The organism is Sediminibacillus sp. JSM 1682029 (genome assembly GCF_041366435.1).
GTDB classification, from domain to species: Bacteria; Bacillota; Bacilli; order Bacillales; family Amphibacillaceae; genus Sediminibacillus; species Sediminibacillus terrae.
This window is the reverse complement of the sequence record NZ_JBEWYY010000003.1, coordinates 130,468-146,124: the sequence shown is the minus strand read 5'-3', so window position 1 is coordinate 146,124 and position 15,657 is coordinate 130,468. Positions and strand designations below refer to the sequence as shown.

At 41.4% G+C, this 15,657-nt stretch carries 16 protein-coding genes; 5 read left to right on the top strand and 11 right to left on the bottom strand.

Going from position 1 to position 15,657, the window contains the following annotated elements; translation table 11 throughout:
• Nucleotides 1-30: 30 nt before the first annotated feature.
• Together ABVF09_RS07020 and ABVF09_RS07015 are read right to left on the bottom strand one after the other, a co-directional pair.
• The gene (locus ABVF09_RS07020; RefSeq protein ID WP_026568834.1) at nt 31-315 is read right to left on the bottom strand and encodes a DUF4212 domain-containing protein; all 285 of its coding nucleotides are present in this window, start codon (nt 313-315) and stop codon (nt 31-33) included.
• A 1,407-nt stretch (nt 316-1,722) separates the two neighbouring features.
• Nucleotides 1,723-2,394, bottom strand: coding sequence for a hypothetical protein (locus tag ABVF09_RS07015; RefSeq protein WP_371068863.1), 672 nt, complete (start codon nt 2,392-2,394; stop codon nt 1,723-1,725).
• A 731-nt stretch (nt 2,395-3,125) separates the two neighbouring features.
• Between ABVF09_RS07015 and ABVF09_RS07010 the strand changes: the two genes are divergently transcribed.
• Nucleotides 3,126-3,662, top strand: a complete 537-nt coding sequence (locus ABVF09_RS07010; RefSeq protein WP_371068862.1) for a hypothetical protein — start codon at nt 3,126-3,128, stop codon at nt 3,660-3,662.
• A 132-nt stretch (nt 3,663-3,794) separates the two neighbouring features.
• Nucleotides 3,795-4,160 (top strand): hypothetical protein, encoded by a 366-nt coding sequence (locus tag ABVF09_RS07005; protein WP_371068861.1) that lies wholly within the window; start codon nt 3,795-3,797, stop codon nt 4,158-4,160.
• Nucleotides 4,161-4,769: 609 nt separating this feature from the next.
• On the opposite strand, the gene ABVF09_RS07000 is transcribed toward ABVF09_RS07005, so the two are convergent.
• Nucleotides 4,770-5,240: a LysM peptidoglycan-binding domain-containing protein gene (locus ABVF09_RS07000; protein ID WP_237648666.1), complete on the bottom strand. Its 471-nt coding sequence runs from the start codon at nt 5,238-5,240 to the stop codon at nt 4,770-4,772.
• A 259-nt stretch (nt 5,241-5,499) separates the two neighbouring features.
• Between ABVF09_RS07000 and ABVF09_RS06995 the strand changes: the two genes are divergently transcribed.
• Entirely contained in the window at nt 5,500-5,895 is a 396-nt protein-coding gene (locus ABVF09_RS06995) for a hypothetical protein (RefSeq protein ID WP_371068860.1), read from the top strand.
• 5 nt (nt 5,896-5,900) lie between these two features.
• Here ABVF09_RS06995 and ABVF09_RS06990 read toward each other — a convergent pair whose 3' ends face one another.
• The 4 genes from ABVF09_RS06990 to ABVF09_RS06975 form a co-directional block, all read right to left on the bottom strand.
• On the bottom strand, nt 5,901-6,977 hold the full coding sequence (locus ABVF09_RS06990; protein WP_371068859.1) for a sensor histidine kinase: 1,077 nt from the start codon (nt 6,975-6,977) through the stop codon (nt 5,901-5,903).
• Entirely contained in the window at nt 6,974-7,654 is a 681-nt protein-coding gene (locus tag ABVF09_RS06985) for a response regulator transcription factor (RefSeq protein WP_153463992.1), read from the bottom strand. Before ABVF09_RS06985 ends, ABVF09_RS06990 begins: the two co-directional genes overlap by 4 nt.
• Before the next feature lie 97 nt (nt 7,655-7,751).
• The gene (locus ABVF09_RS06980) at nt 7,752-8,567 is read right to left on the bottom strand and encodes an ABC transporter permease (protein ID WP_026568841.1); all 816 of its coding nucleotides are present in this window, start codon (nt 8,565-8,567) and stop codon (nt 7,752-7,754) included.
• A 2-nt stretch (nt 8,568-8,569) separates the two neighbouring features.
• Entirely contained in the window at nt 8,570-9,583 is a 1,014-nt protein-coding gene (locus ABVF09_RS06975) for an ATP-binding cassette domain-containing protein (RefSeq protein ID WP_371068858.1), read from the bottom strand.
• Nucleotides 9,584-9,942: 359 nt separating this feature from the next.
• Here ABVF09_RS06975 and ABVF09_RS06970 point away from each other — a divergent pair, with 359 nt between their 5' ends.
• The gene (locus tag ABVF09_RS06970) at nt 9,943-10,605 is read left to right on the top strand and encodes a DUF4396 domain-containing protein (protein WP_026772036.1); all 663 of its coding nucleotides are present in this window, start codon (nt 9,943-9,945) and stop codon (nt 10,603-10,605) included.
• 264 nt (nt 10,606-10,869) lie between these two features.
• A complete protein-coding gene (locus ABVF09_RS06965; protein WP_371068857.1) occupies nt 10,870-12,012 on the top strand; it encodes a hypothetical protein in 1,143 nt (380 codons plus the stop codon).
• 754 nt (nt 12,013-12,766) lie between these two features.
• On the opposite strand, the gene ABVF09_RS06960 is transcribed toward ABVF09_RS06965, so the two are convergent.
• The 4 genes from ABVF09_RS06960 to ABVF09_RS06945 form a co-directional block, all read right to left on the bottom strand.
• The gene (locus ABVF09_RS06960) at nt 12,767-13,693 is read right to left on the bottom strand and encodes a hypothetical protein (RefSeq protein WP_371068856.1); all 927 of its coding nucleotides are present in this window, start codon (nt 13,691-13,693) and stop codon (nt 12,767-12,769) included.
• Nucleotides 13,686-14,186, bottom strand: a complete 501-nt coding sequence (locus ABVF09_RS06955; RefSeq protein WP_371068855.1) for a sigma-70 family RNA polymerase sigma factor — start codon at nt 14,184-14,186, stop codon at nt 13,686-13,688. Before ABVF09_RS06955 ends, ABVF09_RS06960 begins: the two co-directional genes overlap by 8 nt.
• A 181-nt stretch (nt 14,187-14,367) precedes the next feature.
• Nucleotides 14,368-14,910, bottom strand: a complete 543-nt coding sequence (locus ABVF09_RS06950; RefSeq protein WP_371068854.1) for a YcxB family protein — start codon at nt 14,908-14,910, stop codon at nt 14,368-14,370.
• 98 nt (nt 14,911-15,008) lie between these two features.
• On the bottom strand, nt 15,009-15,620 hold the full coding sequence (locus ABVF09_RS06945) for a hypothetical protein (RefSeq protein WP_371068853.1): 612 nt from the start codon (nt 15,618-15,620) through the stop codon (nt 15,009-15,011).
• Nucleotides 15,621-15,657 lie beyond the last annotated feature (37 nt).

Below are 15,657 nucleotides of genomic sequence, written 5' to 3'. Positions count from 1 at the left end.
TGCCATACCTCCCTGCAAATTTATTTCTTTTTACTGATCCTTCTTTTCATAATACTCCCGGTCCAATTTGTCCATTCTGATGGCATAGCTTAAAATTAACAGGATAAATACCAGGATAGCGCCCTGCTGTGCAATCCAGAATGACAACGTCACCCCGAAAAAGGGAACTTCGTTTAAAGGAGCGGCAAAAAGCACACCTCCACCTAAGCCAACAAGAAACCAAATCACTAGTAAAAACGAAATGAACTTGATGTTTTTCTTCCAATACCAATTCTGCTTGTCATCAAGTGTTTGTACTTTTTCCGGTTCTCCCATTGTCCAGCCTCCTTTGATTTTCATTCATCATCAAGCCAATGACTTACCGTCCAATAGATTTTGTTACTAGATAATTTAAAGCGCTTACAAAATTCCGGAAATAAATCACCCCCTTGAAGGCCATGAATCTTTGAAGCTTCTTTTTATTTATATGAAATAATCACGTTTTTATTTTTAGATAATTCAAAAATCTCAAGAACCAAGTGTGGTAGTAAAGACTGTCAGTGAAGGTGGAAATCAACATGGTGCACAAAAAGTTTTGATGTCGCTATCCTGCTTTTCCGGCACTATAGCTTAATCAAGATGGATGGGAACCCGGATTTAAGTTCATTGATTTTGCCCTGCCAATGACGGAACGGGGTAAGCAATGGACTTAATATGGATTGATTCCAAGTGTAAGATGTTCTGAGGTATAAATGTGTGGTGTCTACTATTCAATGAAGCTAACTAGACCTTGATCTTGCGAGAGCGGTGGAACCGGCATTCCAGATTGGGATTTCGGCTGGAATATTTAACATAGTGAGAACTAAGTTTATATTTCGACAGCCAAGCTAATTCTCCTCCCTTTCCTTTAAATTACCGCTTATATTTTTGCAATCTGTTCAGCAAGGTGATCGCTTCTTCATTCTTCTGAATGGATACAACGAATTAACCTAGGCGCAACTAAATATTTGAACAGTTACCTTTGGTTTTAAAGGAATTTAATACAGTATATGGAAACATATGATACACTATGGTTACTCAGATACACAACATAAACATTCCTTTTATCAGCTGATGAGCAAAAGACTTATAGAATAATTGACAGGGAGGGGTCCGATGGAAGTCTTGATTTTTGTACTTCCGATTATTTCAATTTTGATTGGACTGTACTTTATAACATTAGGACTATGGGAATTAAGAGAGGGCACAAATAGAAAACAATACGTAAAGTATATGTTCACCGGCTTATTTTTGCTGGTTATTTTAACTCCGATGATCTGGGTTTTTGGAAATAGTTTTTTATTTACCCTAATGAGTTAAGTATGAGGAAAATGGACTCAAAGTATTAAATCACCTTTTATCCAGTTGTTTGATGCGTGCTTCGTATCGCTACGGCAAGATACTACGCGTTCCACGGGCATGGCTTCATCTTCCTCAGAAAGCACCAACCGCTTTCTTGCGGAAATTTCAGCTCATGCTGTTCCCGTAGGAGTCTCCGTATCTTGCCTTCGCTAGGTTTTCGTGGTCTGATTTCTACATGATCTAGACAAATTCTTCTATCTGTGTTTGATTTCTAAACAGTGACGAAGAAGAAAAAATCAACAGGAATTCTTCAGAAATTGGAGGGTGCAGTTCAACAGCATAGTAAGGAAAATGCCCTTAGTTCCCATGCAGATCAGCTTTCTATCAAACAATTGACTAAGTTTAATGGATTTTCATCAATTGAATGAGCCGTTTAACTTCTTCTTCCTCGCCTGGTTCAACGTAGACTTTCTCCGTGTCTTCGATAATACCTTCTGTGTACTCCTTCATGAAGTTTTCATCTACATTAGGATCGCCGCTTTCCCAGCGCAATGGCACGTTATATACATTGATTGTTCCGTCACCGTTGCTGCTATATGTAACAGAACCATCCACTAACCGGGAACCTGCTAACTGGATGACATCCTCCGGATAGACAGCACTCGTCTCATCGTCGGGATTGATCAGCTCGCCAACTGATATACGATGAACATTCAGTTCATCGATTTCCTGATTCGGCCCTAGCTGCAGCCAAACCCTTGCGTATTCGATTTCCTCTGAAGAATATTCTCCCAACGGATCGCTTTCTTCACTTCCAGCGTTCTCAGATGAACTTTTGTTGCTTGTTGTTTCCGAACTTGAAGAAGTATCCTCCGATTCAGTCTCTTCTGAATCCGTCGAGGAATCTAAAACATCTTCCTCTTCAGCTGGTTCGTCTGACTTTTCTTCCGATTCGACAGCGGCATCCTTTTCCGCGGTTTCTGATTCTTCTTTGGAACTGCCACACCCCGTAAGCAACAGGACAAACCCCAATAAGGCAAGACTGCAGCATATAAGTTTTAAGCGTTTTTCCATTCCGTCACCCCTTTCCTGTACTCATAACTTAGCATACCGAGTTCTGATGTCAACGAACTAAAGAAATGAGTTCTCACACAAAAACTTTCTGGTTATTAAGTATTATGATCCACCTAGACTCTTACATTATATACCACCATTTTTTCAATCAAAGTACATTAGAATGGTTAATAGTTATCGAATTGGATATTCCCTTAAAAAGTGGATAATGAGGTAATTCGTCTCTATGAATATTCATATGATAGTTAAAACATCCCCACCCAGCCATATGGTTGTATAGAAGGGTGAATCTAATAATGGAAAGCAAGCACTCAATTAATAACCTTATAGCAAATCCCTGATGGTGTAGGGTAAGAATTTATTCGTTAAATTTCAATAATTTCGAATATAATATTTCCTCAATGAAAACTTTTTATAAGACATTAGATTATTTTATACCAATTCAATTAGTATTTTTTATCTACAATAAAATGTCAAAATAAGTCGATAGACTCCCACTATTAGCCTATCGAAAAAAATTGGAAAAGATTGTTACCCTAATAACAGAGATACCTTTTGCTTATTTTAAGGTGTCTAACAATATTTTAATAGGGGGAATTCTCATGAGTTATCTCAAGAAATCGTTGGTTGGCAAGGCTTTCGTGGTGTTAACAATTTTCTCAATGATTTTTACCTTAGTAGGGCCTTCCGTAAGTGCTACAACTACTACACAGGAGAAATAAAATGAAGCAATGAAAAAAGTAAATCTCAGTGATATCGAATTAAGCCAAAGTGAACAAGAATTTTTAGATAAAGTTATTTCAGTTGGGGAGTTTTTCGTGCCCAACAAAAAAGATAATACGCTAGACATTAGCCTAACAAAGAAAGAATTAATCAACGACTACAATTTTTCTGAAGAAGACTATAAAAAATTAAATGACAATGTTCTAAATTATAAATTACCTCAAGCCTCAAAACGTACTGTAACACCTCAATTCCATGTAGAAAATGGAGCTTTATATATAAGTCACACTGATTTAGTAGGAGGGGCGTTTGGTTTAGTTGCGGCAGCTCAGGCGGGTCCTTATGCATTGCAGGCAGCTTTAATTGCTCTTGGATCTGCCACATCAGGCCCTGTAGGAACAGTTGTGACTACAATTCTCGGAATTCTTTCTGTACCCTCTTTGACCACCTTATCCGGCATGATTATTTGGGCGCTAGGAAGTGGACAAGGTGTATATATTAAACCAGTATTTAGTTACCCTCCTTTAGAACTTGGATACTGGTAGAAATGGAAGAATTATCACCTATAAATAAGAGAGAGCCTTAAAGGGTCTCTTTTATTTAGTAAGTGTTTATTTTCAATGGGTTAGCCTATGTTAGTATATAAGTACTTAGAGTTGATGGAGGTTGGTTCCTTTATGGGAAAGTATGTACTTAAAAAAAACAAAGGATCATTACACCTTAATTCTTGGTTTGGCTATGTGTTGATTGCAGCAAGCATAGCGGGTTATTTTGGATACTACCTTCCAAATGATGATGCATTTATATGGCAATGGGTAATATTATCATTAGCAGGTGTTTTATTCTTAAGCTATAAAAATATCAAACTTAAAAAAAATAAACTGAGGACCGTGATTTTAGACATTTTGTACATGATAGTTTTACCATTAATAGCAAGCATACCTTGGCCAAGGGGTTTATCAATACTTTTGATGATTTTTGTGGCTGGTCTCTTAGTTCCTCTATTAATGCATCTTGCATTTCAACCTTGGTCAAAAAAATAATAGTTATTTGGTTGTTTCGGATTGAGTAATCTAACAATGAACCCAGGGCCTATACAGCAAGAAAAGTACACCATTGCACTAAAGTTAAAGTCTACTAAGAACCTACTACCAAAGATTTTTTGCATTGTTTGTTTTATATTTTTTTCATATGTTTATACTGAAAGTCTCAAGAATAGGTAAGATCCCATCTAGATGGATCTTAATCTTGCCAATTATTATGTTGATTTCCCTACTATTAGTCCTGAAGTATTTAGGAAAAAGAACAACCCATTTAAGCAGGGTTGTTTTTGTATCTTACCGTAAAGGATAAATGCTATTTTAGAAACTACTATGAAATATCCCTTTAAGAATCAATTAACCATTCCAGACATGAACAAAGCATTGTAAAATTAAACATCGGGGGAGACAATAGATGTACTTTATGAATACTACAATATAGTTGAAATGACATCTGCACATCTCCTTAGCAAAAATTAAATACGATGGAGAGTCTTATCGATGAGTATTTGACGCTTATGAAAAGATACCTGTGCGGTCATTCATAAGAATCTAAAAACCAGCCCCCTCCTTCTCGAGAAAGGGACTGGCTTCAATGTTTTCAAAACTATTCTAATACAAAACTTTCAATTCCTTGACGCCAAACTCCAACGCATCTTCTACGTCCTCCATATAAACATCCATCCGCCCTTTGGTGATGGCACTTCCCCTGTCTTCACAAGTGAATGTTTTATCAAAGTATGGAATGTAGACTTCTGTCCCAAAGGAGAAGGATGGCGGACAGGCGATCGTTTCCCCTTCTTGAACTTCGGTCCCCGATGCTGTAATGCCATACCCCGGGTCTCCTGGGTGTTTTCCGGTTGATTCATAGCCTGCTGTATAAGCAGATACTCTAAAGGTTTCCCCTTTTGCGTCCGGTATGGTGATCGTTTGTCCGGCAAAAATGACATCCGGATTGGTAATGGAGGAGTTATACTCCAGCAAGGAATCGACACTCACGTTATGTTTCATTGATATTTCCGATAGCACGTCGCCTGATTCGACCGTGTACTTGCTGCTTGCAGATACTTCGCCTGCAAACACGATTAATCCTAAAATTAGTAATGTGACTAGTGTTAAGTATTTGATAGTGATTACCTCCTATGTTTTTTCTGCTATAGATATCGCATAGGAGGCAGTCTCTTTTGGTGGTTTTAATAGAATTGCAATATAGATGTAAAGAGAAACGAAATAATAATCATTGTCCTCTTTCCCTTTTATAGTTAACTCTTGGAGTTATCTAATATGATAAAGTAACCCTAAGAGTTATATATTTTCTTTAGATTTTAAGGGGGGGAAAGGTATGTTCAAGAAAAAAATTAAAGCAGGTTTAATCTCATCAATCTTTTACACCCTGGTAATCACAACATATCTAGAGCTTAACAGTTTTCCGAATGAAACTTTTCCTTTTTATTTTTGGCTATTCTTTATTGCAATGTTTATTTTTCCAGCTATATTGATATTTGGATTATTAATATCATATATTTGGGATAAAATCTCTGACAAGTATAACCTTAATCACATAATTAGTTTGTTGTTTTACAATTTTTCCGCACTTATGATAGCCACTATTGCAGGTTTTTTTATAGATTTGGAACTCTTTTTGGTCATCTTGCGTCCAATAGTTTTCATTTCTACCATCCTTTGCGCTGTTACTTTTTGGTTTACTTTGTTTTGGTTGGATAAGAAATCCTATTGAGTACTTTAATAATATAAAACCAATTCCACCGTAATCTCCGTCCCTTTTCCAAGCTCACTATCAACGTGGATATGTCCGTTGTGCAATTCAATGATCTTTTTGACAATCGACAAACCAAGACCGCTACCTCCAGCATTGCGGTTTCTTGATTTGTCTGCTTTGTAGAAACGCTCGTACAGATGCACCAAGGTTTCCTTCTCCATCCCGATCCCTGTGTCTGAAATCCTTACCTCCACGCTGTTTTCAGCGGTTTTATTCGCTTTCACTCCAATAGTACCAGCGGCAGGGGTGAATTTGATGCTGTTATGCAGAAGATTCGTCCATACTTGGTCCATCAATTCTTCATCCGCCCTGAGCGTTACGTTCTCCAGGGAAACGTCCATGTTGATTTCTTTCTCGGTCCACTGCGGTTCATTGGCAAGGATGATGCGGCGCAGCTGGTGATCCAGCCGGTATTCATTTTGTTCAAGAGCTAAATGCTCGGACTCCAAAGAAGTGAGCTTCAATAAATTTTCACTCAGCTTGGACAGCCTATAGCTTTCCGTCTCAATGATTTGCAGGTAATGGTCGCGTTCTTCCTGGCTCAAGCTTTTATTTTTCAGCGCATGGGCAAATCCGCTAATGGATGTCAGGGGGGACTGGATTTCATGGGAGACATTGGAGATGAATTCCTGGCGCATTTCCTCCATTTCCCCGAGTTTGTCCGCCATATGGCTGATGCTCTCGACAATTCTGGAGTATGGATGATCACCCTGGTCCCGAAATTGTGTTTGATAAAAGGAAAGGTCGATATTGAAATTTCCTTCCGCCATCATCTTCATTGCCTGGATGATCGGATGCAGGAATTTCTCCTGATTGTTCCTCATCCATTTTGTTCGGCTGATAAAATGCATAGCAAACCCAAACAACAAAAAACCGAAGATCGAATTGACCAGCTGCTTGACAAGACCATGTGGATGATATCCTATCGCGTCATACAATAGAGAGGTTAACCAATAGGCACAGGACCATCCGATCAATAAAGCAGCAGCGACACCCAAAATGGGCATAATTCTTCGTTTAATGAATTCCCATCGCTTCACTGCCTCACCTCCAAACGATATCCGAGGCCCCGGACGGTCGCGATTTTAAACGGGCAGTCGTCTCGGGAAAAGCGCTGCCGCAACCGTTTGATGTGGACGTCCACCGTACGTTCATCGCCCTCGTAGTCAAATCCCCAAATGTCTTCGATCAATTGTTCCCGGGAGAACGTTTTTTGCGGCTGAGCCGCAAGCTTGAACAGCAATTCAAATTCTTTCGGCGGCAAGTATATTTCCTCTTTATCGATAAACACCTTATAAGCTGCACGATCAATAAGGACATTGCCTATTTCCATTTGGTTCGATATGGTCACCTGATAACGTTTAAGCAGTGCTTTCACCCGTGCCTCCAGTTCAGCAGGAGCGAACGGTTTTACCAAATAATCATCCGCGCCAAGGTCGAAGCCCTTCACTTTTTGGGCTGTTTCACCTTTTGCCGTCAACATCAAGACCGGCAGCGTGGCGGAATAGTAGCTGCGCAATTCCCGGCAAAATGCCCAACCATCCATATTCGGCATCATAATATCCAGGATGATCAAATCTATTTTTTCCTTTTCCAGTACGGACAGGGCTGCTTCTCCGTCTTCCGCCTCCACGATCGCTAGTCCTTCTTTGGATAAAATCACCCGAATCAATTCCCGGATGTTGGAATCATCATCTACCATCAATATTTTAGCCATGCAGTTCATTCCTTTTTATCAACTAAAGGGAATCGCCGGCCAGTTTTGCGATTCCCTTTGTTCTTTTTCCTATTTTATATCATCACGCGCTTTATCACTATGCCTTCCGCATATAAGTCCTTACTGTCAATGGTGCAAAAATGGCCACAATGATAGCTGCCCCCACCAAGGAGAGCGTAAAATCCCAGCCGATGGACCCCGCATTGATCAAATCTCTGACCGCTGTGACCAGATGGGAAATCGGGTTTATTTTCACAAACCATTGCAGCCAATCCGGCATGGTTTCAGCCGGGACAAACGCATTGGAAAGAAACGTCAGCGGAAACAATACAATCATCGAAATGCCTTGGACACTGGAAGCCGTCCGTGCAATCACGCCGAAAAAGGCAAAAATCCAGCTAATCGCCCAAGCACAGCCAATCACGAGGAGCGCTGCAATCAAGACATACCCCAATCCACCTTCAGGACGGAGTCCCATGACATATCCCATCGTAAAAGTGAGCACGGTGGCAATCGTGTAGCGGATACTGTCCGCCAACAACGCTCCGGCCAAAGGGGCAATTCGGGCAATCGGCAAGGATTTAAATCGATCGAATACCCCTTTGTCCATATCCTCCCGCAGTTGTACACCCGTTACAATCGACGTGGTAATGACCGTCTGCACGAGAATACCAGGAATGATGACGGGTAAATAACTTTGCACATCGCCAGAGATGGCACCGCCGAAAATATACGTGAACATCAAGGTGAAAATGATCGGCTGCAACGTCACATCGAACAATTGCTCCGGCGTGCGCCGTATCTTGATCAACCCTCTAATGGCCATGATGAATGAATTTCTCACCGATTGACGGAAGCTCGTTTTGTTGCGAAGCTTCCGTTCGTGAGCAGGTTTTATTTGTGTACTATCCATACTTATACCTCCACTGCTTTATTATTGGTTTCATCGGGAGTTCCAGCACCTTGACCGGTAATCGTCAAAAACACTTCGTCCAGACTTGGTTTCTGTACGCTTAATTCAGCCAACTGAATATCCGACTCTCTTAAGGCAATCAACAAGTCCGTCATCCGGTCGACATCTGCCATCGGCGCGGTGATTTTGCCGCCTTCCGTGGAAACTGTGGACCGGACATTCAATACCCGTTCAACAATGAGCCGAGCATCCTGCATCTGCCGGTCATGTTGCACTCCCAGGTGCAAGGATGAGGTGCCGATCGATGCTTTCAACTCATTTACCGTACCTTCCGCAACGACTTGGCCATGATCGATGACTGCAACCCGGTCGGCCAGCTCGTCTGCCTCTTGTAAATACTGTGTCGTCAAAAGGACGGTCGAACCTGACTTGACCAAACGCCGGATGGTGTCCCACATTTGGTTTCGCGTGCGCGGATCAAGCCCTGTCGTCGGTTCATCCAGAAAAATGAGCGGCGGCTGGGCAATCAGGCTGGCAGCCAAATCCAATCTCCTGCGCATACCTCCCGAAAAGTGTTTCAACGGCCGCTTTGCCGCTTCCGTCAAACCGAATTCCTCCAACAATTCATCCGCCTTCTTTTTTGCCTCCGCTTTCCCGAGGCCCAGCAGGCGGGAAAAAATCATCAAGTTTTCGGTAGCGCTGAGTGACTCGTCAACAGAAGCATATTGCCCCGTCACTCCGATCAATTGCCGGACGATATGCGGCTCCTTAACCACGTCATGGCCGAAGATGCTTGCAGAACCGGCGTCCGGCCGCAGCAAGGTAGCCAGCATTCTGATGACGGTCGTCTTTCCCGCCCCGTTCGGTCCAAGCACTCCGTAAATCGAGCCTGTGGGCACCTGTAAATCTACGCCGCCCACCGCCCGGTTTTCTCCAAACGTTTTCACGATCCCTTTCGCTTCGACAGCCCACTCGCCGCTGCCTTTAGTGTTATTGTTCTTATTATTCTTTTGCATGCTGATCCTCCTGTTTCTGTTTATATTTCGGATAAAATCTACGGATAAATCATCTCTGGATAGTCGTCCCTTGCCTTTTACTCCTTGTCAATTCCATAAGAGTCCATCGATTGATTGGCAAAAATGTTCATTACCTGTTGGATTATATACGACGTTTATGAACGTAATATGAACAGCGGAATATGTCTTTGAAAAGAATAGTAAAAGGGATATATGCCAGGCATTGGCCAAGTGATAGAAACAGAAGTCCAATAGGCGGTACAGCAGCCGCACCCGGGATAAATGTAAGAGGATATTCATGTAGAAGCTGATGTTTTTGTATGGAATAACTGGGAATAGTTTTGGAGAGGTGATACAAAATGAGCATACTGACTACGATAGCCTGGATTGCGATAGGAATCGGCTTGTTATCCTCCCTCATCATCCTTGTCGACATTATCAGACACCCGCAAATGATGTGGATCATGAACATCGTCTGGCCGATCAATGGTTGGTTTCTTGGTCCTTATGCGGTTTGGACTTATTTCAAATGGGGACGATTGAAAGCGAAAGATTCGGAAACGGAGGACGACCGCGGCTTCCCTGCAAAGGTGTACTTTTCAACAAGCCACTGTTCATCAGGGTGTACACTAGGGGATGCGTTCGGCGTACCGATTGTCACGCTGACCGGTTTCACCATCCTGGGCACCACTTTATTCGCCCATTATGCGGTACAGTTCACCCTGGCATATTTATTCGGCATTCTATTTCAATTTTTCGCTATTTATCCAATGAATAAAGACGCCGGTGTGTTGAAAAACCTTAAAAATTCGATCAAGGCGGATACGCTTTCCCTGATATTGTTCGAAGTAGGCATGTTTGGCTGGATGGCCCTCGTGCATTATGTCATCTTCGCCGAACCTCCAAAGCCCCACCAGATGAACTATTGGTTCATGATGCAAATTGCGATGATTTTCGGATTCCTGACAAGCTATCCGGCAAACTGGTGGCTGGTCAAAAAAGGCATCAAAGAAGAAATGTGAGTTTGATTAGCAGAAGGAGAACTGCTATTTTTCACCAATGATGATGGCCGGAACCCATGCGTTGGCCTACTCCGCCCCGCATAGGCTCCGGCTTTTTGTTTTACATCGTCTCCCCTATAAATGCATACAACAGCATGGTTCTATGGCATTACCTTTCACGAGGTGTTCATGCTAAAATATACCTGTTTGCTATTAAACTATTGAAATTAGGGAATAGATATAGAATCATAGATGAAGGAAATCCATACATAAGGAAGTGACAACATGAAAAAATTAGCCCTGCTACTCTCGGGAGTTCTCCTGGTCTTTTTCCTGGTCGCTTGTTCAGAGAACACCTCTACAAACGGCGACAACGAAAAAAACAAAGAAGACAAGCAGTCGGAAGAAAGCACCTCAGGAGATAAGAAGGAAGAAACCAAAGAAACAGATGAAAAACAGGAAGAACAGGAAAAGGAAGAAACGAAGCCCCCTCAGCCTTATGAACCGTTAGAGCCGTCGGAAGACGCCGAACCACTCAAGGATAAACTGTCTGAAGAAGAGTTGGAACAGATGCCGAAAGCCGAAGCGCACGGAGATGATCGCACAAGGATGGTTCCAGTCGGAGAAACGTTGGTAGAAGGAGCCGAGGATAAAACCGAAGGCCCTTTGAAGGATCATAGACTTGTAGCCTACTACGGGCACCCGAACTCTACCAATATGGGCATCCTTGGTGAAATGGAACCCGACGCACTGATGGAAAAGTTAAAAGAACAAACGCAGGCTTATTCAGATGCCGATCCGTCCCGTCCGGCCATTCCGACGATCGAGCTGATTTCAACGGTGGCACAGCGTAACCCCGGCCCCGAAGGAAAGTATTTCCACAGGACATCACCGGAGCAAATCGATGAATATGCCGAGCTCGCCAAAGAAAACGATGCGCTGCTTATGCTGGATGTCCAACTGGGAACGGATTCTGTATTGAATCAAGTGAAGTTGTTGGAAAAATGGCTAAAGCTCCCTTACGTGCATTTGGCCATTGATACTGAGTTCCACGTGAAAGAAGGAGAAACGCCTGGCATCGATCTTGGTCAAGTGAATGGAGAAGAAGTGCAAGAAGCAGTGAACTATCTGACGGAGATGGTAGAAGAAAATGACTTGCCGGATAAAATCGTCCTCGTCCACCAGTTCATGGACGAAGCATTGACAAATAAAGAAGCCATCAAGCCGACCGAGAATGTGGAAGTCGCTCTGAACTATGATGGCTGGGGCAATTCCGACACGAAGATGTCGCTCTACCGCAAGTTCGTGCGAAACGAAGCCGTCCAATACGGCGGGTTCAAGATCTTTTATCAAAAAGATGAACCGGTGTTGAGCGCGGAGGATGTATTGAAGCTTGATCCGAACCCGGCGATTGTCAATTACCAGTGATTAACAACTAGCAAAGATAATTTACTAGTTATATCTGTAAAAGAGGAAGCACTGAAATAACTGGATGCATTTTTCTATAAATTAGACAGAAAACATAACTCTCGGGATAACCATCAAATAAAATTATACCGTAAACAACGAAGCAGGGTCATAACCCTGCTTCGTTGTTTACAGACAGAACGAACAGCAGATTTTGAAATGGCCGCCAACTAAAGATCTTTCATATTCAATCAGATACCCCAAGGTTGTTTAGATGCTATTGAACTTTGTAGTCTAGGGGTGATTTTATTTTTATAACCTTTTCATGATGGAACATTCCAATAAGCCATGGAAATATTAGTGCCATTAGGGTTGAGATAGATTACTGGAATGATCTCCAATATTATGATCCGGAAAATAATTCGATTAAGGCGGAGAATTTTCTGCAATACCTAACTACATTAAATTGATCCCGAACCAAAAGAAAAACAATAATACAAGGATATTTAAGAGTGTTAACGCAAGGGCAATTACTGGTACCATTTTCTTTTCCCTATCATCTTTAAAAGAGTGATGGCTAAAATAATCGAGACAACTGTGCCTGTAGTATGAACCAAACTAACATGGAACCAATTGTCTCATCCGTCACAGTAGCAATAGGATCTAAGATTGCAATGGAGAGGGAACTAATACGCTAAGTATTACGAATGCGTAACTTTTCCATGTGGACTTCTTTTCTTCCATTTCCATACCTCCATAACCTTTAACGCGTTAACTAATCCAAAGACCTGTAACCCTTTAAGTCTGGCTCATATTCAAACTCCTCCAGGTCCTCATCTACTTCCAAAGTTATCGTATAAAGAGAATCAATGATATCTCCGTCCATACCATATATTTCATATTTGATTAATATTCCGGTCTCCTTATCCACCCAAAAACGAAAAGAATCTGCTGCATTATGTTCTTTTCCATAATCACTAAGCTCACCTGCGATGATAAAGACCTTCCTGCCATTTAGCTCTGCATTCTGCTCCTCAATCGACCACAAATCCATGCTTGCCAGGTAATTCATGGCCATATGTCGTGGAAACAATGATTGAGTAACAGGTTTTAATCCGGGTTTCCTATCTTGATTTTCTGTTTTAAAATAAGTTCTGTCCGACTCATCTAATTCCCAGATAAAATCCTCATTAAAGTAGTAGTTGTTTTCACTCCCGCCATCGATACTTCGAGAAGTGGCATAGCCTCCAAATGGGTCCTCCAAACTAAGCCTAAACTGAACTTCCTCATTCAAATCTATCGTGCTCCGGTGATAGGTGAATTCGCCTTTTGCTGTCGTGAAATTTTCCTCTGCATGCATCATAAGCTTTTTGATAGCTTTTTTGGTTAATTGGTCTTTTTTGGACTCTTTGGAAGAATCATCATTCTCACTAATTGATGGATTATTTTCGGAAGAAGAGTTGAATTGATTGCCATCCTTTATGACACCAAATCCAATATAGCCAATACCCAGCAATAAGATTGCCGTTAGAGCAAAACTTATTGTAATCCTCCAATGATTTCTTTTGTGCCGATTCTCAGCATTTTTACGATGTAATTTTTCCAAGACCTGCGCTTTACTCTTTTTTGTGAATTCGACTTTTGTTAATTCTGAAGAGTTATCCATTCTCTGTTTTAATGCCTGAAAGAATTCATCATTCATTCTTGGACACCTCTTTCTTTAATAAGTCTTTGGCCCTACTCAACCGGGATTTAATTGTGTTTTCATTCTTCTCTAATGTGTCGGCTATTTCCTTAATTGTCAGCTCTTCATAATAATATAATGTAATGATTTCTCTGTACTTAACAGGAAGGTTCATAAGGCATGTAGTCACATCTTCCTCTATGCTCTTCTCAAGAACCTTTGTTTCCACTGAGGGGCTTTTTAGTAGATTGATAAGACTTTCTCCTAATAATGTCCGTTTTTTGTAAGCACTCCGCAAATAATCTTTGGAGCGATTGATTGCTATTTGGATCAGCCAGTTCCTTAGCGAGTCCCCTCTAAATTGGTGGTAATGTGTGAAACACTTAATAAAGGTTTCCTGCGTAATATCGTCAGCTAATGAATAATCTCTAACATACATGTAGACAATCCTCTTAATATCCGTACCATAGCGGATCATGATTTCCCCGAATTCTAATTCCTGATCATCCATTTTTCCACCTCTACAATAGGACGGGATAGGTTCTGAAAAAGTTTAATTTATTTAAAAAAATGAAAAGTTGCTGGAAGAATACAAAAAGCGTATCCTTGGACACTACCGAGGATACAATTCTCTTATATCGGAGGGTTTTTCTCCTTTTGACCAGAAGCAAGCCACCCACAGTAATTCGTAATTATAGCTGGGAGGTACCTCCTTGATTCATCCAGTTCACTTTCTCTCTTATATAACGTTGATACTCTTCTCTCTCCGCAACACTTAAATTAGAAGGCTCTTTCTTTAAAATAACGGCAAATAATTCTGATACATAAAGGAAAAAGTGGTGTTCATCTTCACCGACTCTTTCAAATTCATCCCATGAATAACGGTCATGAAAGTTATCTGTCGTTCTTTCAATGCCAGAGTCCGTGATCACCACTTCATAGTCTCCTAAATGAACAGGTTTCGCCTTTTTATACAGCCTTTTGACATGAAACATGGTGAACCAATCATAAAATGGAGAAAAGCTTAAAGAGACACTACATGCAATAGCAAATGCTAGCAGTGCCTCGATCATAAGGGGAAATCTCCCTAGCATTACTAACGGGAAAAGAAAAACAAAGAGAGGAAAGATTGTCGTACCGCTCTTTTTCCTTTTGGTATGCATTTTTGAATTTGCCAAAGATTCTCTTTGCAAAGCGATCAAATCATCAAGCGTGATACGGTATCTTAATACCATCTATCATTCTCCTTAGTTTGGAAAGGTATCCCAAATCCAACTTTTCATAGCTTCCTAGTTTACTAGAATCCTTAAGGTCAGCGATTATGTTTGCGTTTTTACAGGTTGCAATGTAATTCTCTCTTCCTGTATATCCTCTTCCATTTCGCCTCTCCACTCCACGATGATGTATACTTCCGAAATATCCTCGATAGCAAGCGGTTCCCCTCGTTTATTTCTGCCGAAAACTCCCCGGTCGATTGCTCGGAGATTTCCAAATCTCCCGGATCCACATCTTTTCCTTCGGTGGAGAATGTTTGTTGATGAAGCGGGATGTCGTCCCTTCCATCCACCACAATATGGACCGCCGCTTTGAAGTAATCCGCCTGAAACAATTCCTCGCCTTTCATATATATCCTCCCAGCAAAGGTTCGGAACAACGCCGGATTCGCTTTTATGGTGTAATCCATGACTTTCCAATGTTCACTTTCTCCCCCATATGTTACTGTCGTTTGCTCTTTTGGCAAATCCCTATCATAGAAGAGTTGCTCTGCTTTCTCTAAAAGGGTGGCCAGTTGATACTTTTTCTCTGAAAATAATTCCCCTGTGTTTACCTTGCTTAGCTGTTCAGACAACCCTTCTATTTCCTCAAAGGTAACTCCCGGCCTAAGCTTCAAATCCTCTTCCAGGACTTCATCCACTGGCTTCTCTATATTGGCATGAATGAACAAATCATAGATTTCTTCTTTTGGGATTGAGAGGGAATCG